This window comes from Janthinobacterium sp. 67 (assembly GCF_002797895.1).
In the GTDB taxonomy this organism is placed as follows: Bacteria; Pseudomonadota; Gammaproteobacteria; order Burkholderiales; family Burkholderiaceae_D; genus Janthinobacterium.
In genome coordinates this window covers 2,277,748-2,299,269 of sequence record NZ_PGES01000001.1, presented here as the reverse complement: position 1 = coordinate 2,299,269, position 21,522 = coordinate 2,277,748, and the positions used below count along the sequence as shown (strand labels likewise).

Annotated in this window: 15 protein-coding genes; 9 read left to right on the top strand and 6 right to left on the bottom strand. The window is 52.6% G+C overall.

Features of this window, described 5'->3' with window-relative positions:
- Positions 1 to 160: 160 nt before the first annotated feature.
- The 3 genes from CLU90_RS10350 to imuA are packed head-to-tail and all read right to left on the bottom strand — an operon-like array spanning position 161 to position 5,408.
- A complete protein-coding gene (locus tag CLU90_RS10350) occupies positions 161 to 3,325 on the bottom strand; it encodes an error-prone DNA polymerase (protein WP_100427862.1) in 3,165 nt (1,054 codons plus the stop codon).
- A 3-nt stretch (positions 3,326 to 3,328) separates the two neighbouring features.
- The gene (locus tag CLU90_RS10345; RefSeq protein ID WP_100427861.1) at positions 3,329 to 4,798 is read right to left on the bottom strand and encodes a Y-family DNA polymerase; all 1,470 of its coding nucleotides are present in this window, start codon (positions 4,796 to 4,798) and stop codon (positions 3,329 to 3,331) included.
- On the bottom strand, positions 4,731 to 5,408 hold the full coding sequence (gene imuA, locus CLU90_RS10340; protein WP_442906739.1) for a translesion DNA synthesis-associated protein ImuA: 678 nt from the start codon (positions 5,406 to 5,408) through the stop codon (positions 4,731 to 4,733). Before imuA ends, CLU90_RS10345 begins: the two co-directional genes overlap by 68 nt.
- 449 nt (positions 5,409 to 5,857) lie before the next feature.
- Between imuA and CLU90_RS10330 the strand changes: the two genes are divergently transcribed.
- The 3 genes from CLU90_RS10330 to CLU90_RS10320 all read left to right on the top strand — a co-directional run bounded on the left by CLU90_RS10330 (position 5,858) and on the right by CLU90_RS10320 (position 8,197).
- Positions 5,858 to 6,499 (top strand): hypothetical protein, encoded by a 642-nt coding sequence (locus CLU90_RS10330; protein WP_100427858.1) that lies wholly within the window; start codon positions 5,858 to 5,860, stop codon positions 6,497 to 6,499.
- A 92-nt stretch (positions 6,500 to 6,591) separates the two neighbouring features.
- The gene (locus CLU90_RS10325; RefSeq protein WP_100427857.1) at positions 6,592 to 7,437 is read left to right on the top strand and encodes an OST-HTH/LOTUS domain-containing protein; all 846 of its coding nucleotides are present in this window, start codon (positions 6,592 to 6,594) and stop codon (positions 7,435 to 7,437) included.
- Between the two features lie 91 nt (positions 7,438 to 7,528).
- On the top strand, positions 7,529 to 8,197 hold the full coding sequence (locus CLU90_RS10320) for a hypothetical protein (RefSeq protein ID WP_157808793.1): 669 nt from the start codon (positions 7,529 to 7,531) through the stop codon (positions 8,195 to 8,197).
- Positions 8,198 to 9,237: 1,040 nt separating this feature from the next.
- Here CLU90_RS10320 and CLU90_RS29240 read toward each other — a convergent pair.
- A complete protein-coding gene (locus CLU90_RS29240; protein ID WP_157808792.1) occupies positions 9,238 to 9,843 on the bottom strand; it encodes a hypothetical protein in 606 nt (201 codons plus the stop codon).
- Between the two features lie 288 nt (positions 9,844 to 10,131).
- Here CLU90_RS29240 and CLU90_RS29235 point away from each other — a divergent pair, with 288 nt between their 5' ends.
- The 6 genes from CLU90_RS29235 (at position 10,132) to CLU90_RS10295 (ending at position 18,861) form a co-directional block, all read left to right on the top strand.
- Entirely contained in the window at positions 10,132 to 10,728 is a 597-nt protein-coding gene (locus CLU90_RS29235; RefSeq protein WP_157808791.1) for a hypothetical protein, read from the top strand.
- Positions 10,728 to 11,654, top strand: coding sequence for a Kiwa anti-phage protein KwaB-like domain-containing protein (locus CLU90_RS10315; protein WP_100427855.1), 927 nt, complete (start codon positions 10,728 to 10,730; stop codon positions 11,652 to 11,654). Before CLU90_RS29235 ends, CLU90_RS10315 begins: the two co-directional genes overlap by 1 nt.
- A gap of 86 nt (positions 11,655 to 11,740) precedes the next feature.
- Complete coding sequence (locus CLU90_RS10310; protein ID WP_100427854.1) at positions 11,741 to 13,579, top strand: type I restriction-modification system subunit M; 1,839 nt, start codon at positions 11,741 to 11,743, stop codon at positions 13,577 to 13,579.
- Positions 13,576 to 14,910, top strand: a complete 1,335-nt coding sequence (locus tag CLU90_RS10305; RefSeq protein ID WP_100427853.1) for a restriction endonuclease subunit S — start codon at positions 13,576 to 13,578, stop codon at positions 14,908 to 14,910. Before CLU90_RS10310 ends, CLU90_RS10305 begins: the two co-directional genes overlap by 4 nt.
- On the top strand, positions 14,910 to 18,023 hold the full coding sequence (locus CLU90_RS10300) for a type I restriction endonuclease subunit R (RefSeq protein WP_100427852.1): 3,114 nt from the start codon (positions 14,910 to 14,912) through the stop codon (positions 18,021 to 18,023). Before CLU90_RS10305 ends, CLU90_RS10300 begins: the two co-directional genes overlap by 1 nt.
- A gap of 553 nt (positions 18,024 to 18,576) precedes the next feature.
- Positions 18,577 to 18,861: a hypothetical protein gene (locus CLU90_RS10295; RefSeq protein ID WP_100427851.1), complete on the top strand. Its 285-nt coding sequence runs from the start codon at positions 18,577 to 18,579 to the stop codon at positions 18,859 to 18,861.
- A 262-nt stretch (positions 18,862 to 19,123) separates the two neighbouring features.
- Here the strand turns inward: CLU90_RS10295 and CLU90_RS10290 are convergent, their stop codons facing one another.
- Both CLU90_RS10290 and CLU90_RS10285 read right to left on the bottom strand, forming a co-directional pair.
- Complete coding sequence (locus CLU90_RS10290) at positions 19,124 to 20,350, bottom strand: hypothetical protein (protein WP_100427850.1); 1,227 nt, start codon at positions 20,348 to 20,350, stop codon at positions 19,124 to 19,126.
- 129 nt (positions 20,351 to 20,479) lie between these two features.
- Positions 20,480 to 21,376 (bottom strand): WYL domain-containing protein, encoded by an 897-nt coding sequence (locus CLU90_RS10285; protein ID WP_100427849.1) that lies wholly within the window; start codon positions 21,374 to 21,376, stop codon positions 20,480 to 20,482.
- Between the last annotated feature and the right edge of the window lie 146 nt (positions 21,377 to 21,522).

The window sequence follows — 21,522 nt, the reverse complement described above, 5'->3', positions numbered from 1 at the left end:
GTGTGGGCGATGATGTTCCTAGAAGGCGCCCAGCGCCGCCTATCCGCCTGCGAATGCGTGAGCTGACGCAATGACCGATGACCACTAGGTCTGCTTTGGAGCGGCAGCAGCTAGTCGCCCATTGCCGTCTTAAGGTGATGGGTTCTTCCGCCCCTCCAAGTTAATGAAAATTCCGCGACCTCGTGTCCAGCTCCCCGAGCATGTGGCTCAGGTCCACAAGCCGTTTTGCTACCAGATGCCGTACGTTGCGCTCGCACTGCCACACACCGTAGACGCCAAGTAGCTTGGCACCCATCAGCTCCCTACGCTGCTGCTCGACAAGGTTGGGCCAGCAAATGACGTTCACAGTACCGGACTCATCTTCAATGGTCACGAATACCACCCCCTTGGCGGTCTCCGGTCGCTGGCGAACCGTGACGATGCCGCAGCCGCGGGCCAATCGACCATTGTCGAATTGGTTCAAAATTTCTGCCGGGAGAAACTTCATGGCGGCGATTCGCGGGCGCAGGAGTGCAAGCGGGTGGCGTCCCAGTGTCAGTCCCAGGTGCCTGTAGTCGGCCACGATATTTTCGGCTTCACTCGGCGCGTCCATCTCGACAGGCTCTTCAATGACCGTGGCGGACCGTAGGAGCCCTTTGTCAGGCACGCTGGCAACAGCCTCCCACAGTGCTTGGCGTCGATTGCCTGACAGCGATTCCAAGGCATTGGCGCTCGCCAGCGCGTTAAGGTGGCCTGCATTCAGATTTGCCCGTGATGCTAGGTCGGCCGTGGTTTCGAACTGCTGGATGGCGCGTGCCTCCTCAATGCGCCAGGCCGCCTCTTGCTCGAGGCCTTTGATGTTGTTGAGGCCCAGGCGAACAGCAGGCTGCGAGCCTTTTGCAAGGGATTCAAGCTGTGCATCCCAGTTGCTAACGGACACGTCGACAGGGCGCACCACGACACCGTGGCGGCAGGCATCCTGTACGAGGGAGGAACGCGAGTAGAACCCCATCGGCTGACTGTTCAGCAGCGCGGTCAGGAACGCTGCTGGCTCATGGCACTTCAGCCAACTCGATGCATACGCCAGGAGCGCAAAAGAGGCGGCATGAGACTCGGGGAAACCGTACTCGGCAAACCCTCTGATTTGGCCGATGATTGATGTCGCGAACTCGCTGCTATACCCACGTTCCGCCATGCCGTGCATGAGTTTGTCTTCAAATTGCTCGAGACCGCCTTTGCGCTTCCATGCCGCCATCGCTCTGCGCAAGGCGTCAGCTTCACCAGGAGAAAATCCTGCTGCAACCATGGCGATTTGCATGACCTGTTCCTGGAAAATTGGAATTCCCAAAGTGCGTTCGAGGACCGATTCGATTTCCGGGCTCGGATACGACACCGGGTCGATGCCCTGGCGTCGCCGTAGAAAGGGATGAATCATGCCGCCTTGAATAGGGCCGGGACGAATGATGGCAACCTCAATGACGAGGTCGTAAAACGTGCGGGGCTGAAGCCGCGGCAGCATCGACATCTGCGCGCGCGACTCGATTTGGAATACACCTACAGTGTCGGCTTGGCAAATCATCTCGTATGTCGCGGGGTCCTCAGCCGGAACGTCACCTAGTTCGAACCGCGCTCCACGCTGCTCAGATACAAGGTCAAGTGCGCGCCGAATGCACGATAGCATTCCGAGTGCGAGCACATCGACCTTGAGGAGACCGACGGCATCGATGTCGTCCTTGTCCCACTGGATAATGCTACGTTCCGCCATCGCAGCGTTTTCGATAGGCACCAGCCTGGACAACTTGGTGTGCGAGATGACGAACCCGCCCGGATGCTGTGAGAGGTGGCGCGGGAAACGCATCAACCTGTCTGCCAGCTCCGCCCACTTCTCAGCGATGGGTGAGTTTGGGTCGAAGCCGCATGAGACCAGGCGCTCTTGAAGGTCCGATTTCCCACCCCAACCGTGGGAGGCCTTCGCGACCTTATCGACGACCGAGAGGTCAACGCCCAGGGCCTTTCCGACATCGCGTAGCACGCTGCGCGGCCGATACGAAATGACCACGGCGGTAAGGGCGGCACGCATCCGACCATATTTCTTGTAAATGTACTGAATGACCTCTTCGCGGCGTTGGTGCTCGAAATCGATGTCGATGTCAGGCGGCTCATTTCTCTCCTTTGAAATGAACCTTTCGAACAATAGCGTGCCGCGCGACGGGTCCACTTCCGTGACGCCCAGGCAATAGCATACAGCCGAGTTTGCGGCCGAGCCACGGCCCTGGCAGAGAATGTGCTGCGACCTGGCGAACCGAACGATATCGAATACCGTTAGAAAATACGATTCGTACTGGAGTTCGGCGATGATACCCAGTTCGCGTTCCAGTAGCGCCTGGACGTTCTCTGGGATACCTGCCGGAAAGCGCCAGTGCGCGCCAATGTATGCCTCCTTGCGAAGGTACGACGTCGCCGTTTCGCCGTCGGGAACCAATTCTTGCGGGTACTCATATCGCAGCTCATCGAGTGAGAATTCACAAAGCTGCGCGACCCGGACCGATTCGTCGAGCGCTTCCCGCGAGTAGAGGTTACCCAGGCGTACTCGGGAACGCAGATGTTGCTCAGCGTTTGGCGCCAGCCGGTACCCGCATTGCGCGACCGGAACGCCATGGCGGATGGCGGTCATCGTGTCCTGAAGCGGCTTGTAGGAACGGACGTGCATGCAGACATCACCGGTTGCGACGACGGGCATCCCGAATTCCTCGGATATACCGGACACCAGTTGCCGATGTTTTTCGTCCTGGGCGCGGTGGTGCAAGGTGAGCGCGATGCGGGCGCGACCGGGAACGCACTGGATTAACCACGCAGCCTGCCGTTCGACTTCTTCGTAGCTTGCGTTATATTTCGGTGCAAGAATGAACTGGCAATCCGGTAGACATCGAAGATGAACCAGGTCCCCGACCGGCATGGCAATGTCGCGGGGCAGCACCAGGTAAGTCCCTTTTTCTGAACGAGTTCGTGCGACGGTAATCAATTCGCTGAGGTTCCCGTATCCATTTTTATTCGTCGCCAGGATGATGAGAACGAAGGGCGGACTGCCATCCTCTGGTGTCACAGTCATCTGGCTGCCGATGACAAGGTGGATTCCGAGCTCCTTGGCGGCAATGTGGGCCTTGACGACGCCGGCCAATGTGCATTCGTCTGTAATTGCAATGGCGGCGTACCCTAGCTTTGCGGCGCGCGCGACCAGTTGCTCGGGAGCCGATGCTCCCCGCAGGAACGTGTAGTGGCTGAAAACCTGAAGCTCGGCATAGTCTGGCAGTACTGGAGCCGGCGATGGAAGGTGGGATGCGCTCATGGCTCAGGCGTACAGGCCGTGCAGATACCAGCGGGCTTCCTTCGTCCGTTCGAGATAGACCCAGTAGCAGGACGCGTCGGTGCCCTGCGCAATGAAATAGTCGCGTGCCGCCGTTTGGTCGTTCCACCATCCGGCCTCGAGACGCTCCGGACCTTGAATAATTTTCAACGGGCTCCCGTAGAACGGCCGCTCGCCACGCATCAACAGTGGAATCGGTTTTGGCAGGAGCCAGAACGGGCGTCCTTCCAGGACTTCATCGCCATCCAGTTTGCGATACTTTTCCGTAAGTGGCACCCATTCGTTGCAGACCTCGGGCCGGTAATCCTGCATTGCCGCCGGCGTTAGCACGTTCTCAGCCCCGAGGCGTGCCGTAAGCAGCTCCAGCAGCCGATGGAAGTCCTGTGGCGACCCACCTGGCTCTGGGAACAGGGACTCGTTAGGCGGAAGCATTGGTTCGATTTTTTTGGCGTCGAGCCGCAATGCGATAACTGGCGCGATGAGTTCAACCTTGCTGAGGCGCTCCTTGAGTAATCGCACCAAGTGGGCCTCGTGCCAGGCTGGCTCCGCAAGCGCGATTTCGAGTTCAGTCGGAGGCATCGCCGCACGCCCGCGCTCATGCTCCAAAACAATGGTGAAAACACGGACCGCCTGTTGGAGTGACGTCAGCCAACCCACGAGTTGGAGGATAAGTCGCGTCGCGCCATGCAACAGTGCATCAGCATGTTCGATACGGTCGAAGGTCTCAACCCGTTCGGAGAACGTCAACGGGACCTTAATCCACTCGAACATCTCCGGCGCCTGGCCATACGCTCGGTCGAGGTCCGCAAGCAGGTCCTTGCTAGTGCGTCGAAGTAGGCCTGTGCGTGGCAGACGTTGCAATGCGCCGAGGTTCTTGGCTCCAATGCCGGCCAGCCATTCGTCGTATGCCGCGGCGGCGGGAAGCAATCCGCACGGCAGTCTGTCGAGCAAGCGTTCCAGCGATTTCATAGTCAGCGCGCGCCGGCGGAACACGGTACCTTTGCGGCGAAAACTCCGCGCAAGCAGCCACGCGCCTTGCGCGGTAGGCGCTGCGCCAAGGCGCGCGGTGAAACCCAGCGCAGCGATACTGCGAGCTATGGCACTACAGATGGCATGCGGCCCTTTGAATAAACGCAGGCTGGCGCTCACATCCATCAGGATAGAGAAATCGTCTTGAAGCGTCACCTCTGGGGTGTACTGCAACAGAGCCATTGCGATGGCGTCCAGCGCCAAGGCTTCCTTCTCAAGACTGCGCTCAAGTATCACCGTACCAGGTGCGATGGCCGACACGCCCCCAATGCGCATCCCCAAGCGTACGCCGCTGTGCGCGGCACCGGGGGATATTGCCGTGACCTGCTCCTGATGCATTACTGCATACGGACCTGGCTCAGACCAAGATGGCCGCAGCGTTTCTAATGGCAGTAGTGGAAGGTGCACGCTTAACAGTAATTTCATGGTCTACATCCAGATGCTGACGACCAGCGGGCATGTCCGCAAGCGGTATAAAAAAGGGATTTTCACAATGAGGCCCCCGACGTTTGATAATGTCGACCAACACACCGCCTAGAGCCGGCCGAAGCGCGATTCGAAGCGGTGATGGCGACGAGTCGACACTGCTGGAAAGCGGCCGCATCAGCCACAGCCAGGTGTCTGTGCTTTGGGCTGCCAGGTTCAACCGTCTCAAGGACTCCGCGCGGACATTCGACTGCCAAAGCACGACGGCCCCGCACGAGCCATTTTTCAGGATTTGTTCGGCTGACCAGAGCGCATCGGCCGAACTGCTCGGCCGAAGCCAAAGCAGATTGCGGTCAACAAGCCCCCAGGATTTGCATGTCATGGCGTGCGGTAGATATGGCGGCTGAATCAAGGCAATGCGCTGTGTAGCCGCCAACTCGGCGAGAGCGGGTTTGAGTAACTGCATCTCGCCGATGCCGGCTTGTTGCAGCAACACTTCCACCAGGGCGGACCTGGGCCATCCACCGTTCGGCAGTTCCGCATCCAAAACCGCATGGCCCGTCGTGCAGGTCGTTGACCTGGATAGAGCGAGCTCGCTCGCACGCCACACATCCTGCAGAGGCAGTTGCAGAAGCGCGCGGGCTGAATCGCTTTGAATAAGGGGTGGGCACAGCATTGTATTTGGTCACTTGGCTAGAGTTGAAGGGTTAGGGTGTTATGAAAAATACTGTATATGCATACAGTATAATTCAAGAGCTGAAAAAAGACATCTCTGATTTTGTTGCTTTTAAGGAACGTTGCCACTTTGGATGTGATTGGGAACGAGCTGGTACTTTTTGTCGGTTGGGAAGTTGGGTTTGGAATGACCGAGAACTTTACAATCATCGACCCGCCGTTGGCCACGTTCGGTCGGACATTAGTATTGAGCGAAGATATCGGAGCCTTGAGGCTCATTAATAGAAAGTGAAAAAATTGCTTATTGGACATTTCCACGTTCTATGCTTAAACTCGCAACACCACGTATGCAAATAAGATGCGTTCTCTATCAGGGTATGAAATATGAAAAGCAAAATCGCAGGGTTGGTAAAGAATATGGGGGACGCCGTCGCGTCGGTCGCCGATACTGCATCGTCGGCAGTCGATAGCTCGCTCAGCGCCGCTAAAAATTCTGTCGAACGGGCTAGCCACTCGGCGCTCGAATTCGGAAAAGCGGCCGGCGAAGCAGTTGGTGATGCCGCCCAGACAACGTCGAACTTTGCATATAAAGCAGGTGACTCCATTTCGGAAAACGCGGCAAAGTCATTCGCTGCCGTTAAACATGGTGCTGGTATCGTCGGTGACTCAGCCTCAGCTGGCGCCAAGTCCGCCGGTACAGCTCTCGGCGTGGTGACCGGCGCTGCCGGAAACACGCTTAGCGCACTGGGAGTGCTTATCGGCGATTTGAATGGCGACGGTAAAGTCGATTTCGAAGATGCGAAAATTGCTGCGACTAAGGTGAGAGAAGTTGCAGGTGCCGCAGCCGGAGAGATTGGCAAATTGGGCAAAAGCGCTCTTCAGTCAAAGCTGGTCCAAGACGCAGCAGCTGGCGCAGTGGTAGGTGGTGTCTTGGCCTCGATGATTCCAATTCCCATAATCAGCACCGTTACCGGGGCCACTGCCGGTGCGGCGCTCGGCGCTTACAAGAGCATCGGGAAGAAGTGACGACAGAGCCAGAGGCATCTCAATTCACAGTTGACGCCGACGGTGTTTTGAAAGCGCTACAGCACGAAGTCCAGCGTAAGCTAGGACGCTGCATGCTGCGTCTGCAGCAGTACGAGCGGTTGTTGAAGACAATGGTCGCGGGCATGGCAGTGAAAGGCCCGATAGAACGATTCCAAGCCGCGCAGGACCAAAAACTCGCCGACATGCGTACCAAGACTTTGGGCACTCTCGTCGGCATGTTCACCGGTAACCACTTAACTGCGGCATTATCTGATGTCGAGGCTAGACCGGATGATGACACCAGTTCCGGCATCCAATCTGTTGATGTCGCTTGGGCCAGCATGCGCTTCAATATCTCGATGTCGCCTGAGCGTTACGCGCAAAGCAAGGATGGTCTCGCCGAGCTAGTTGCGCTGCGCAATGGCCTCATCCATCATTTCCTCGAACGTTTTGACATCTTTGATGAAAACGGCTGCTGCGCAGCTGCCACCCACCTCGATGCCTGCTACGAGCAAATTGATGCGCATTTTGAACGCCTGAAGGACTGGGCCAGGAGCTTAGCCGAGACCCAAGCGCTGGCGTCTTCATTCTTGCAGTCAAAGTCGTTCGAGGATATGTTCGTACACGGCATCAATCCTGACGGTTCAGTGTGCTGGGCGAGGAGCACGATAGTCGAATGTTTGCACAAGGCAGAGACGGCTTGCCAGGTAGGCGGTTGGACCTTCCTCGACGCCGCGATAGAGTTTATCTCGAAGGAAAATCGAGACCAGGTACCGAGCAGATATGGATGCAAGACATGGCGCCAAGTCTTGAGAAAATCAGGACTGTTCGAACTTCGGAAAATCGGATGTTCAGATGGCAAGAGTAGGGAAACTTTGTATCGCAGTCAAACAGCTCCACCACAAGACGAGCAAGAACCTTTGCCGTGGGCCACTTAGCTGGCCGTTCAAAATCTTGGCAGGATAATCATATTTCTCTAAATCAAATAGCCAGTTCGGCGGCACTTCCTCTCTGATTCGGATGACCGCAATGACATCAAGCACAATGTACGACGAACAGTTTTCCGGCGTTGGCCATTTTCAACTGTACTCAGAGTTGTATCCCTGGGTCGGCCATGCCTTTCACAGCCAAAGTCCTCGGATTCTTGTGCTGGGGGAGAGCCACTATTTGGAACCAAGCATCGATTTTCATCACGACGCGGCCGCGTGGTATGCCGGTATAAGAAATCAAACAAACCGTGATAAGGCTGGGATTGTCACGCGCGGAATCATCGCCAACGGCCTAGTAAACAAGTGGAGGGAGAAGTCGAAGACCATATATCGCAACATTGAAGCCGCTGCTGTAGATGCCGGCGTTGGCGCATCGACGTTAGTCTCGCCATTTCACAGCATGGCCTTCATGAACTACTTCCAGCGACCTGCACAGGTTTCCGGGAAGTCTATTGTGGTTTCCGCGCTTGATAAGAGCCGCAGTTCGGCGGTGTTGAACGCTGTCCTAGAAATTCTTAATCCGCAGATTGTCATTTTCTGTAGCGTCTTGGCATGGCGAGTTGCACAAGAGTCAGTTCAAGGGCACCAGCATGTCCGCTTCGCTTTTACCCCGCATCCGGCTACTCGTTGGTGGCACACTCCCATGCGTAAGTACAAGGGAAAGAGCGGTCGGCAAATCTTCATCGAGGCTCTGCAGACAGACGGTTGAATTGCCAGAGGCTTAGTGGCCAATAGACTGGCATCAGGTTGTTGTGGAAACCCTAGAGGCAATGGCTTTGCGGAGTTTTTGCGGCAGTTATCCTCAGGCATGTCCACGTCAGCTGTGGGTAACTTCAGGCGACTGTGTTGGACATCTCGGCGCTCGACGGACATGTTCGTTGCGCTGGGGTTGTTGGGTAGGGCTCTCCACGACACAATGGAGAATTTTGGTGGCCAACTCATACCCAATGCGGTGCCGGCGTTTGGCGGCGCTAGGTCCTGAGCGCACTCAAATATATTCACGCCAGCCTCGAGTCTCATTCCTACCTGTGATACATCTCAGCACAATTGATGATTGGAGAGGTATGGCGCAGTACAGCATAATTGACCTGTCTCCTCCAACTCCTCCAAGAATTGGATTCAGCCCGCCCTCAATTGGCGGGTTTTTTTTAGCCAAAAATTCAGCTTCTGGGTCAGCGCCAATGACCTACAGTGCTTGACCGTGGGGGCATCCATGCTCATGGCGTCGACCGATTGTTCGGAGTATTTGTTAATGATATAAACGATATAAATAATTATATTGTTTGTATCGTATGCGGAGATGTATCGTACAAACCGTATAGTGTGTACCTACCGTACGAATTATAGCGGTGGCTGCAAGAAGTTCCTTGTTGGAGGCATTGGCAGAGCGGCGAACTCACCACCGCATCGCTGTGGCATCTGTGTACAGCGCCAATTGGTGAGCAAGAATGCGTTGCACGAACACGCCGCGACACCGCTCGCCGTAATAACCGCTCGTACATTTTCTTTGACTGAGGCCTCATCCCTCTCATAGCGCTGGCCGCCAGCATTACGGCGGCGCACGCATCCAGCACGTTGATGCCAGTGATGTCATAGCCATATTCGCGCATGATGCTCGTCAGGGCAGTCATACCGGCCGCCATGGCAAAGTCTGGATACTTGACCGCGGAATCTCTGGCCGCCCGGATTAGAGTGCGAAGGGCCGCCGGGCTCCGGTTTGCCAGTTCGATGGCTAGCTCAAAAAATCCATTAGCCAATGAGACTTATCATGTCTTGCTCGTATTGATTCTGGCAGTGCCAATTTAGCAATTCTATGATGTTGAGAGCTAGGTTTCTTTTGGCTTTTGGGTCGAGGGATTGACCCGCCGTTCTATAAATATTCAACTGTTCAAAAACACCAGCCGTATTATTGTCAATTTTTTTGATTTCTTCATAGTGCTGCGATTGATTGCGGCCCGCCCAAATCACTTGCTGCAAAGTTGTGCCGTGTATCGAGCGTCCGGGCGGGCACTTGGATGGGGAGCCAATTACCGATGAAATTCCTTGTTTCGCTATTTGTAGCAGAGCGCTGGAAAGTGCATCTAGTGAACCACGTTTATCGATTATTTTCTTTTCTAAGAATGTGATTTCTTGTTGAATGGTCAAATGCTCTTGGTGGGCCTCACATGCCCAGGAATGCCAATAATTTGCTTGGAATCCGGATTCGTGCTGTGAAAATGTTGAGGCCATATAAGTTTTTTTAGCCACTGCAGATTCTAGCTCCGCAACAAGTTTGTTGAGTTCTTTTGCATCATGAGTGATAAGAGTAATCAAGCCGGTAGTGGCAAATTTTGTGTCGATAAGGTACTGGTGCATACGTTTCTTCGATAAAATTCAGCGGAGTCAAGGATATCACTTGTTGACTGTGTGGTGTTCGTCCGCTAACTTCGGCGTTGTGTGGCTATATTTTCATGTATTTGCTGTATGAAAATACAGTAGAATGCAGATTCTCGCTAAAAATATATTGGTCAAACTGAACACTTCTAAGCCGTTGCACCGGCCCTAGGTTGGATGCCAGTAGGCGCGTTTCATGGTATATCAATAGTATGGCTGAATTCGTTGTTGCTATTTTTGTTAGGAAACACTTTTTTGGGCTAGAATCCTATGGAACTTCGCGTCCTCGTTGCAGCGTTAATGTTTTTCGGGTCATATTTTCCGCTTGCGCTAATCTTGTTTGTGCAAGACATTGATGCTGAACTGTTGAAGCATCCTGTCTGCCGGTCGGTTACTGGCTTTTTGAATGACTGCGCAGTTCCTTTGTTGCATCCGAAGATTGCCAGTTCGGTATTGATAGTCTCTTTCGTCTGTCTTTCCATTTTTTTACTTTCATTGAAAAATGTGCAATCGACTCATGATATCGATATAAAGGAATCAAAACACATTCCTGCGGACTTAATGAGTTATGTATTTCCGTACATTGTTTCATTTATGAGTTTTGATTATTCGAGTGTTTTGAAAATTTGCGGTGCATTTTTATTCTTAATTTGGATGTTTTTAATAACATATCGTTCAGGAAATATTCTTTTAAATCCTTTGCTTGCAGTGTTTGGATGGCGACTTTTCGAAATTAAATTTACTTATCCTACGGGCGACACTGACTACCAACGTCGTGCAATGTGTCGAAATGAAATTATTCCAAAATCTCGTTATGAGATATTTTCATTTCAAGATGTTTTTGTTGCTAAGAAAAAGAGGGCGTGATGGTTGCAGATTTGGCTCTATTAAAGAAATTTTCAATAGAAGGTGCTCGGGCAGTAATCTGGGTATTTAAGAAATCAACCGCTCCTGGTGAGCCTCCTACACCAGTTTTTACCGGGCGCTGGATTCCTAGTGATGCCGCTCTCGGAGATGCATTGATGGCAGCATTTAATGCCGCAAGAAATCGTATCGAAGAAGTATTCGATTACAGCATTTTGGAGCAAAACAACGAGGCCAGTGTACTTAGGTTAGAGTCGCTCGAGACGCATGCAGATTCTATTATTGATAGTATATCGGATGAGTTGGATGTCAAAAAAGCAAAAAAGACAAAAGAGCTTCAAAATGCTTTTTTTTATGTTGTAAAAATAATTAACGACAACGGTGCTGTTTACTGTTTTAGAAAGTGCGATGGCTCTTGGAGTGCAAAAAAATCAGGGGGCTTCCTTTTTGCTACTTATAAGGATGAGATGTTATCCTTGGAGGTTGAGCCAAAGTTTAATATTTCTAAGAATTTCGATTTTTTTGTAATTGAAGGAACTATTTTTGCGGAAAATAAGTCAGCATTCGAATCCATATTGAGCTATAAGCAGGGGCACGTTGATGATTTTTCATCTCTGCGCGATGAGCCGGAATTTAGTGCCATTTTCTCCGGGTTTGAACCAATAACGGAGTATGTCGGAAATAACGCAATGCAATTACGCCGTATGTCGGCAATAAAACAAAAAGGACATTACAAAAATCCAGACTTTTTGGTTAGTTTGAAGATGAACTATGTGGCTTATGGGTTGCGATTGGAATACGATAATAATGGAAAAATAGTTCCAACAGTTGAAACGTGTCCTGATATATTTCAAGCTTTGTTAGACCATAGGTTAAAGTCTCATCACCAGACTTTATATGATGTGCAGAGTGCAATTGCCATAATATAATTTACTTGGGGATATTGGTTTATGCCCTTAAGTAATATTTTTATAAAATTAATGCCAGTTAGTTTGGCGTAGCGATAGAAATTTAAATGAATCATCAAGCCCTCTCATCCTTCATCTGGTCCGTCGCGGACCTTTTGCGTGGAGATTACAAGCAGTCCGACTACGGCAAGGTTATTTTACCCTTCACCATTCTGCGTCGCCTTGACTGCGTACTGGAGGCCACGAAGCCATCAGTGCTTGCAGAGTTTGATGCCAAGACCAAGGCAGGGCTGAATCCAGAGCCATTCTTGGTGCGTAAGGCAGGGCAGTCGTTTTACAACACGTCGTCACTTGACCTGATAACGCTGCTGGGCGACCAAGACCACATCCGGCAGAACCTTTATGCCTACATTCAGGCGTTCTCGCCAGCTGCGCGGGACATCTTCGAGCGATTTGACTTCTACACTCAAATTGAGCGTCTGGGCAAGGCCGGCCTTCTGTACTTGGTTGTCGAGAAGTTCGCCAATATCGATTTGCATCCGAATGTCGTTGACAACGCTGACATGGGCTTGGTCTTTGAGGAACTGATTCGTAAATTTGCAGAGATTTCAAATGAAACTGCCGGGGAGCACTTCACGCCGCGCGAAGTTATCCGCTTGATGGTGAACTTGTTGTTCATTGAGGATGACGATGTCCTCACACCAGGCAACGCTGTCGTGCGAACTATCTACGACCCGACTGCCGGTACGGGTGGCATGTTGTCCGTAGCGGGTGAATATCTGTCGGAGCACAATCCCGACGCTCGCCTGACCATGTTTGGCCAGGAATTGAACGACGAGTCCTACGCCATCTGCAAAGCAGACATGCTTATCAAAGGGCAGGACGTAGGCAACATCGTTGTGGGCAATACGCTGTCCGAGGACGGACACGGTGGCAAAAAGTTTGACTATATGTTGTCTAATCCTCCATTCGGCGTCGAGTGGAAGAAGGTCGAGAAGGAAGTGCGCAAAGAGGCTGCTGAGAAGGGATTCGATGGACGCTTCGGCCCAGGTCTGCCGCGTGTATCCGATGGCTCGATGCTGTTCCTGCTGCACCTCATCGCCAAAATGCGTCCGGCGGTGGACGGCGGCAGCCGCATCGGTATTGTGCTGAACGGTTCGCCGCTGTTTACCGGCGGAGCTGGTTCAGGTGAGAGTGAGATTCGTCGCTATGTGCTAGAGAACGACCTGGTCGAGGCCATCATTGGCCTGCCCTCCGACATGTTTTATAACACAGGTATCTCGACATACATTTGGATTTTGTCGAACAAGAAGCCGGATGACCGCAAGGGCTGGGTGCAACTCATTGATGCCAGTAGTTTCTGGAAGAAAATGCACAAGAACTTAGGTAGCAAGCGGAAAGAGCTATCGGACGAGCATATCGCTGACATCACGCGCTTGTTCGGCGACTTCAGCGAAGGTGACCTGGCCACGGTGGTTGATGTCAAGGGTAAAGAGGTTGAGCGGAAACTATTGGCGCCGGGTGACAAAGCGCCAGATGCGCCTGCGGGCGGCAAGGTGAAGGTCGCACCAATATCCCGCGTGTTCAAGAACCACGAATTCGGTTACACCACTATCACGGTTGAACGCCCGCTGCGTGACAATGACGGTAACGTTGTAGTTGGCCTCAAGGGAAAACAGAAGGGCCTCCAGCAATCTGACAGCTCATTACGCGACACTGAAAACGTGCCACTGACCGATGAAGTTCAGTCCTACTTTGAGCGGGAGATATTGCCGCATGCTCCGGATGCTTGGATAGACCACGACAAGTCGAAGGTTGGCTATGAAATTCCGTTCAATCGGTATTTCTACGTGTTCGAGCCGCCTCGTGACTTGCATACCATTGACGAGGAACTCAAAGGAGTAACGGCCACAATCATGAAAATGCTTGAGGAGTTGGCGGAATGAGCTTGCCACGTTACCCTAGTTACCAAAGCAGTGGCGTTGAATGGATTGGCGATGCCCCTGAGCATTGGCGAATCCGGAGGCTTGGGTTCTTTTTCGAAGAGCGCCGCGAGAAAGTGAGTGACAGAGATTTTCAACCTTTATCGGTTACTAAAAACGGTATTGTTCCTCAGTTAGAAACAGCGGCAAAGACTGATGATGGCGAAAATAGGAAAAAGGTCTGCAAGGGAGATTTTGTTATTAATAGCCGGTCGGACCGCAAGGGCTCATCTGGACTTGCCCCGCTTGATGGTTCGGTATCTTTAATTAGCACCGTGCTTCGCACAGGCCCTGATGTAGTCGGTGCATTTATTCATCATCTTCTACGAAGTGAAGCGTTCCAAGAGGAATTTTATCGCTACGGAAAAGGAATTGTTGCAGACCTCTGGAGTACGAATTACTCGGAAATGCGCAATATTACAATGGCTATTCCGAACGATATCGAAGAACAAGTCGCGATTGCTACTTTTCTTGATAAAGAGACTGTCAAGATTGATGCCCTGATTTCAGCGCAGGAGAAGCTCATCACGTTGCTGGCTGAAAAGCTCCAAACAACCATCTCCCGTGCTGTGACCAAGGGATTGAATCCAGATGCGCCGATGAAGGACTCTGGTGTGGAGTGGTTGGGGCAGGTGCCGGAACCTTGGACGGTATCGCCACTGGGGTATCGTTATAACGTTCAACTTGGGAAGATGCTTGATAACGCTAAGGCAACCGGCCAAAACTTACGCCCCTATCTTCGGGTATTTGATGTCCAGTGGGGCGATATAAACTTGGCTAATCTTCCGCAAATGGACTTCAACGAGGCAGATAGAAGTAAATTTAGACTCGTGTCTGGCGACCTCTTAGTAAATGAAGGGGGGAGTTATCCCGGCCGTTCGGCAATTTGGTATGGCTCAGAGCATCAAGAGTGTTATTACCAAAAGGCGCTACATAGATTGCGAGCAATACGACCTTCTGAGGATACGACTGAATTTGCATATTTTCTGATGTATTGGGCCGCTAACCAAGGGGTATTTGTGGCCGGTGGAAATGAAACTACTATCGAGCATTTGCCAGCTGAAAAGCTACGGCGATATCGTTTTCCATTTCCTCAAGTTGAGGAACAACTTGCAATAGTCCGATTCTTGAAAACGGAAATTAGCCGTCTTGAACTTTTATCGATGGAGGCAACGCGTGGCATCGCGCTGCTGAAGGAGCGTCGGAATGCTCTCATTTCGGCTGCTGTGACAGGTAAAATCGACGTCCGTGATGTTGGTCGGCTTGAGAAAACAACAATACAGAAAGCCGCCTAATGTCTGCACTGCACAAGGAACTGTACTTTGAAACCGCTATCGGCGAACACCTATTGGCCACCGGCTGGCTGTTCGCAGAAGGCGATGCCGCCAACTACGACCGTCAGAATGCACTCTACATGCCGGACCTATTGGCGTGGCTCGAAGCCACCCAACCAGACAGCTTACAGCGCCTGAACAAAGCTCATGGAGCTGCGACTTCCAAGAATTTGGCGGAGCGCGTACGTAAGAGCCTTAACGAACGTGGCACTCTGGATGTCCTACGCCGTGGTGTTGAAATGCTGGGCCTGGCGAAGCCATTGTTCTTAGTGCAGTTCAAACCGGCACTTTCCATCAATCCTGTCATCCAGCAGCACTATGCTGCGAACAGGTTGCGTGTGGTTCGCCAGGTGCATCACTCTCTCAACAAGGGACAAGAGTCCATCGACTTGGTGCTGTTCGTGAACGGCATTGCGGTGGCAACGTTGGAGCTGAAATCCGACTTCACGCAGAGCGTAGACGACGCTGTTGACCAGTATCGCTATGACCGCGACCCGGCACCCAAGGGTGGCATGGTTGAGCCCCTGCTGTCTTTCCCGGGTGGTGCACTGGTTCACTTCGCCGTTAGCCAGCTAGAAGTGCAGATGACGACTCGCCTAGCCGGCGCTGCTACTCGGTTCTTGCCCTTTAATAAGGGTAATCATGGAGCAGCTGGTAATCCGCCGAACCCCGATGGCTACGCAACGTCCTACCTTTGGGAGGACGTCTTTTCTCGAGACAGCTGGCTGGAAATCTTGGGCCGCTACCTAATAGGGAAGCGCAACGACAAGAAGCAGCTGACCAGTGTGATTTTCCCGCGCTACCATCAACTCGATGCAACGCGAAAATTGGTGGCGGACGTTCTGGCTAACGGTGCAGGTGAGCGATACCTGATTCAGCACTCGGCTGGGTCGGGGAAGACGAATTCGATTGCTTGGACTGCCCACTTCTTAGCTGACCTACACGGTACAGATAATAAGAAAATATTCGACAGCGTGCTGGTGGTTTCTGACCGTACTGTGTTGGACTCGCAATTGAAAGAGGCTATCTTTGATTTCGAACGCACTACCGGCGTCGTCGAGAGCATCACCAACGAGAACGGTAGCAAGAGTGCCCAGTTGTCGCAGGCGCTGAAGAACGGCAAGAAGATTATCGTCTGTACGATACAAACCTTCCCATTCGCTTTGAAGGCGGCGCAGGAGCTATCCAGCACAGAGGGCAAGACTTTCGCCGTCATCGCTGATGAGGCCCATAGTTCACAAACTGGGGAGGCTGCTTCAAAATTGAAACAATTGCTGTCGGCCGAAGAGCTGGCCGAGTTGCAGGATGGCGGAGAAATCGGTACTGAGGATTTGCTCGCCGCGCAGATGGCTGCGCGGACCGGTGCAGATGGATTGACCTATGTCGCTTTCACGGCAACTCCAAAATCGAAAACCATGGAGTTGTTTGGCCGAACGGGCGTCGATGGTCTGCCGCAGCCATTCCACGTCTACTCGATGCGTCAGGCAATCGAAGAGGGCTTCATCCTCGATGTACTGAAGAACTACACGACCTACAAGCTCGCGTTCAAGCTCGCCAACGATGGTAAGGAATACGACGAAAAAGAAGTTGAAAAGAGCGAGGCAATGAAGGGCATCATGCAGTGGGTCAGACTGCATCCGTATAACATCGCTCAGAAAGTCAAGGTCGTCGTCGAGCACTTCCGTGAGAATGTACAGCCGCTTCTGCAAGGGCGTGCCAAAGCGATGATAGTTGTCAGCAGCCGAAAGGAGGCGGTCCGTTGGCAGAAAGAGATTGCTGGATATATCCAGAAGCAGGGCTATCCGCTAGGCGTTCTTGTGGCCTTTTCCGGTGAGGTTGATGACCCAGCTAGCTTCCCCGAACCAGTAAACGAGAATAGCAAGGACCTTAATCCCGGTCTGAAGGGACGTGATATCCGAGATGCTTTCAGCGAGCAGAATTACCATTTTCTGTTGGTGGCCAATAAGTTCCAGACCGGCTTCGACCAGCCGCTGTTGTGCGGCATGTATGTAGACAAGAAACTAGGCGGTATCCAGGCGGTGCAGACGCTGTCTCGCTTGAATCGCGCCGCCCCAGGTAAGGATACGACTTACATTCTCGACTTCGTGAACGACGCGGCGGAAGTGCTGGCAGCCTTTAAGACCTACTACGAAACGGCCGAACTTGAGGCCACTACTGACCCACACATGGTGTATGACTTGCGCGCAAAGCTTGATAGTGCCGGTCACTATGACGACTTCGAAGTGGACCGCGTCGCCAGGGTTACGACGGACCCAAAAGGCACCCAGAGTCAATTATTTGCGGCGATTTCTCCGGTTGCTGACCGACTGTTGAAGCGATTCACGGCGGCGCTGGCGAACAAGGTGGCGGCCGAGGCGCAGAACGATGAGAAGAGCGTGCAGGCGGCCAAGGATGGCATGGCGGCGCTGCTCTTGTTCAAGAATGACATGGGCGCGTTCGTCCGCTTGTATTCCTTCCTGTCTCAGATTTTCGACTACGGTAACACGGACATCGAAAAGCGCTTCTTGTTTTACAAGCTGTTGTTGCCATTACTGACGTTTGGTCGGGAACGCGACACTGTCGACCTATCCAAGGTGACTCTGACCCACCACACCTTGAAGAATATTGGTAAACAGGCGCTTACCCTGGGGCAAGGTGAGACGCCCAAACTACCTCCCATGGATGGGGCCGGCAGCGGCTCGGCCCAAGACAAGGAGAAGAGCTATCTAAACGAAATCATTGAAAAGGTAAACGGTTTGTTCGAGGGCGAGCTGTCCGACAATGACCAGCTCGTCTACGTGAATGGCGTGATTAAGGGTAAGCTACTTGAGAACGAGACCTTGATTCAGCAGGCGGCCAATAACAGCAAAGAGCAGTTCGCTAACTCGCCGGACCTGTCGAATGCGCTGCTCAATGCCATCATGGATGCGCTTGACGCCCATACCAGTATGAGTACGCAAGCGCTTGATTCGCAGCGTGTACGTGACGGGTTGAAGGATACGCTGCTGGGGCCTGCGCAGTTGTATGAGGCGCTACGGGCGCGCTCCGCGAACTCGGGGAGCGCTCGCCCTTAGTCTGTAATGGTAGGGCCACAGCTGTTTTATCTGATTTCGAGTCGGATGCCGGCGCTAGGTCTTGAGGGCACTCAAACATATTCACGCCAGCCTCGAGTATCATTCCCATCCGTGATGGGTCTCATTACAAATGATGATTGGCAAAATATGTCGCAATGCAGCATAATTAACCTGTCTCCTCCAACTCCTCCAAGAATTGGATTCAACCCGCCCTCAAGTTGGCGGGTTTTTTTTCGATAAAATTTTGCCTTCGGGGCTGCGCTCAACTACCCAGCGCGCTTGACCGTCGCTGGATTCATCTATGGCGCTGGTCGCGCTATTGCAGCTGGGTAAGCACGGAGCGCCCAGCACGCCGTCCCTTGTAATGTTATAGCCATAGAAGCACGTTGATGTTGGTTGAACTGGTAGCGCCCCCGCTATTCGGCGGAACTTGCGCTGTAAGGACGGTCATCAATGCATGAGGCAGAAAGTATCGTCTTCAATTTTAATTGTGTAGTGCATAACATTGTTTGTTATAGTTGTTGCACTATAATTGCTTAATGGAGTAATTGCGATGCATCAACAATATAATGTCGATTTGCTGGTAGAGGTCGTGAAATTAGCTTTCCCTGATGTCTCTCAGAAAGCATTTGATGAGGTCGTTCGCTTACTGAAGGCTCTGGCAGCCTCGACAGAAAGTGATGAGTGGAAAGAGCTAGGTAATCGATTTTTCGAGAAGGCAAAGGAGGTGCAGGATAGCTCCGAGGTTTCTACCTATTGCCTGTTTGGTGGGGCGTGCCTTGGGCGCTCTGTTGATTTGGCGCGTGTCAAGAGTGTGCCCACAGGTGGTCAAGGCTGAGGGGGGAGATGACGTTCAAGGCTCACGTATTAGTGCGGTGCCCTATTGCTGATTTTTTCAAAGACTAGACCGATTGTTCGGAGTGTTCATTAACAATATAAACGATATAAATAATCATATCGTTTATACAGTAAGCGGCGAAGTATCGTACAAACCGTATAATGCTTCGTACTGTACGAATCATAGCGGCGCTGCAAAAAAGTTCCTTGTTGGAGGCATTGGCGGAGCGGCGAATCCGCCACCGTGTCGCTGCGGCATCTGGCTACATCGCCAATTGGTGAGCAAGAACGCGTTGTACGGACATGCCGCCGACACCGCTCGCCGTAATAGCCGCTCGTACATTTTCCTTGACGGTGGCCTCATCCACACCCATAGCCCCGGCCGCCAGCATTACGGCGGCGTACGCGTCCAGCACGTCGATGCCAGTGATGTCGTAGCCATATCCGCGCATGATGCCGGTGAAGGCAGTCATGCCGGCCGCCATGGCGAAGGCCGGTTGCTTGACCGCGAAATCTCTGGCTGCCCGGATTAGAGTGCGAGGGTCCGCCGGGCTCTTATTTGCCAGTTCGATGGCTAACTCGAAGAAACCAGCATCCTTGGCAGCAGCAAACCATTTGCCTTCTTGGCCTGGCTGGCTCGCAACAAGGTCACGCAAGATGGTCTCCTTTGGTATGCCCGGGTACTTCTTTGCTACGGCCTTGAACGTTGCCAGGTTGGTCGTCGCGTATGTGGCCTCAACCGCATAGCGTGCGTATGCCTCGTCCACAAACCCTGCGTCCAGCAAGACACCCTCGCAGAACTCCGCTATCGCTATCAGTGGTTCATTCAGCCCTTTGGATTCCTGAGCATATTGAATCGCTTCGTCGCGCTTTCCCATCTTGGCCAGCGCCTTTGCGCCCCATACCCTGTAATGCCAAGACTTGTGCCGGTACTCCGACTTCGCAATCAATGCAAGCAGTTCGTCGTGCCGACCCGCCGCGTATAGCGCGCTCAAGCATGCGGTCGTTCCCCTGAAGTATCCATATTCCCCGGTGCTCGCGCAATGGTCCCACATCGTCGTCACAGTTGGTGCCAGGTCGTCGGCCCATTTGGAAGCAATTTCCGGTGCCGCACACAGCTCGCCCCAGAATTCGCCCAGGTATTCCAGGTAAGGCATCGAGTCTTCCTGGATTGCATTCCACAGGCGCTCCAGCCATCTCTCCCGCACGGCGCGAGCGACATCCACCTTGGCGATGATGGGCACGAGGGTTTTGATGGCAAGGTTTACGGTGCTGCCGATACCACCCGAGGAACTATCGACTTGTTCAATGGCCGGCGCCAGCTTTTCCAGGAACAGCACGGCGCCCTCGGCGGCCAGCAATGGTTCCTTCTTGGCTACCGCCTTGATTTCAACAAGTGCCTCTTTGATGCGCTGGATTGGTGTGTCTGATTTCCAGCCAAATGCGTTGCGGCGGAAGCGAGGGGCGAATTGCCATTTGTAGGTGCTCATAAAAATTGTTATAGACAAAGCTAATCGTGCCTTGTGTGGGGCGAGGCTAGGGTTTAGATGCAAATAGTATAAACGATATGATTTATATATTTCGTTCGTATGCCTCACATAAAAACACTGACGTTGCGTTCATCGAGGAGCATCGGACCGAGGTAAAAATTTCTTCACTTCAGCATAGTTTTTCAAGGCGATTTGTTGCTTCTCAGGTCTAGCGACATCGCTGTCAAATTTGTGTAGTCCGAGTCGCTTGAGCGCGTAGTAGAGCAACGCCTGTCGACAGTTTAGTTCGATTACCCCGTCAGTCATTCCATAGTCGAGTTCAATGACCCGCCTATGCCCTTCGGCTAACGCCGGGTTCGCACATAGAACCAACTTCACGACACGATTCCATCCTTGGTCGTTAGCGCTATCCGCCCCGGGGACGTCCGTTACCGAAATTTCCAGAATGCGTGCAATGACGAAATCAATAAATTTTTCGCGTTGGTCGCAGTAGGCCCGCACGTGCCAGCGGAATCCGTCATTCGCAATCGCATGTGGCGAAATCAGGCGGCTTGACGGCTCGGTGGTGGTCATCGACTGGTAGCGAATTATGACTTTAGTCTTGTCCCTGATGGCGGATAGAAGTCCGATGAGTGTTCTATCTGGGACGGACCTGACCGGGGTGGGTACCGCGGCGACCGGTGGGCGCCACCCTATAAAACTTTGCTCAGGACGGATGATGTCGGTCTCAATCGCCAGAAGTTCGTTGAGATACCTCTCGGGCACATTGTTTGGGAAGTACGGCTGAAAGTTCGCCGTTGCTTGATAAACCTTCGAACTGCGGTCATAGACCGCATTTCCGGGTGCCAACTCTAGGTATTTCGAAATATCCAGCGAGGCTTGGGGAACAGAAATGTTGAAAAAATCCGTAAGTGCGCTGCGATTGATACGCCCGTCCCAATGCAGCCTGAAGTCGAGGAATTCAAGCCTTCGCCCTTGCCCCCAAGTGGTCTGAGTCGGCTGTGCAGCGGAGATTTCTGATGTCATAAGTGTATCAAATTAAGAAGCAAAATAATTATGGCACGGTTTACTAGCGTTCGTATAGAAAATATGCGTATAATTACTACGCGTATAGTATTTATTCGCACTCAGCTGGTTTCACACAAGCAATCGTGGGCTATCTGCCTACTCTA

Coding starts and splice junctions, on each gene's coding strand:
- CLU90_RS10350 (WP_100427862.1), bottom strand. CDS start 3,325: ATGAGCGCATCCCACCTTCCATCGCCGGCTCCAGTACTGCCAGACTAT.
- CLU90_RS10345 (WP_100427861.1), bottom strand. CDS start 4,798: ATGAAATTACTGTTAAGCGTGCACCTTCCACTACTGCCATTAGAAACG.
- CLU90_RS10330 (WP_100427858.1), top strand. CDS start 5,858: ATGAAAAGCAAAATCGCAGGGTTGGTAAAGAATATGGGGGACGCCGTC.
- CLU90_RS10325 (WP_100427857.1), top strand. CDS start 6,592: ATGCTGCGTCTGCAGCAGTACGAGCGGTTGTTGAAGACAATGGTCGCG.
- CLU90_RS10320 (WP_157808793.1), top strand. CDS start 7,529: ATGACATCAAGCACAATGTACGACGAACAGTTTTCCGGCGTTGGCCAT.
- CLU90_RS29240 (WP_157808792.1), bottom strand. CDS start 9,843: ATGCACCAGTACCTTATCGACACAAAATTTGCCACTACCGGCTTGATT.
- CLU90_RS29235 (WP_157808791.1), top strand. CDS start 10,132: ATGGAACTTCGCGTCCTCGTTGCAGCGTTAATGTTTTTCGGGTCATAT.
- CLU90_RS10315 (WP_100427855.1), top strand. CDS start 10,728: ATGGTTGCAGATTTGGCTCTATTAAAGAAATTTTCAATAGAAGGTGCT.
- CLU90_RS10310 (WP_100427854.1), top strand. CDS start 11,741: ATGAATCATCAAGCCCTCTCATCCTTCATCTGGTCCGTCGCGGACCTT.
- CLU90_RS10305 (WP_100427853.1), top strand. CDS start 13,576: ATGAGCTTGCCACGTTACCCTAGTTACCAAAGCAGTGGCGTTGAATGG.
- CLU90_RS10300 (WP_100427852.1), top strand. CDS start 14,910: ATGTCTGCACTGCACAAGGAACTGTACTTTGAAACCGCTATCGGCGAA.
- CLU90_RS10295 (WP_100427851.1), top strand. CDS start 18,577: ATGCATCAACAATATAATGTCGATTTGCTGGTAGAGGTCGTGAAATTA.
- CLU90_RS10290 (WP_100427850.1), bottom strand. CDS start 20,350: ATGAGCACCTACAAATGGCAATTCGCCCCTCGCTTCCGCCGCAACGCA.
- CLU90_RS10285 (WP_100427849.1), bottom strand. CDS start 21,376: ATGACATCAGAAATCTCCGCTGCACAGCCGACTCAGACCACTTGGGGG.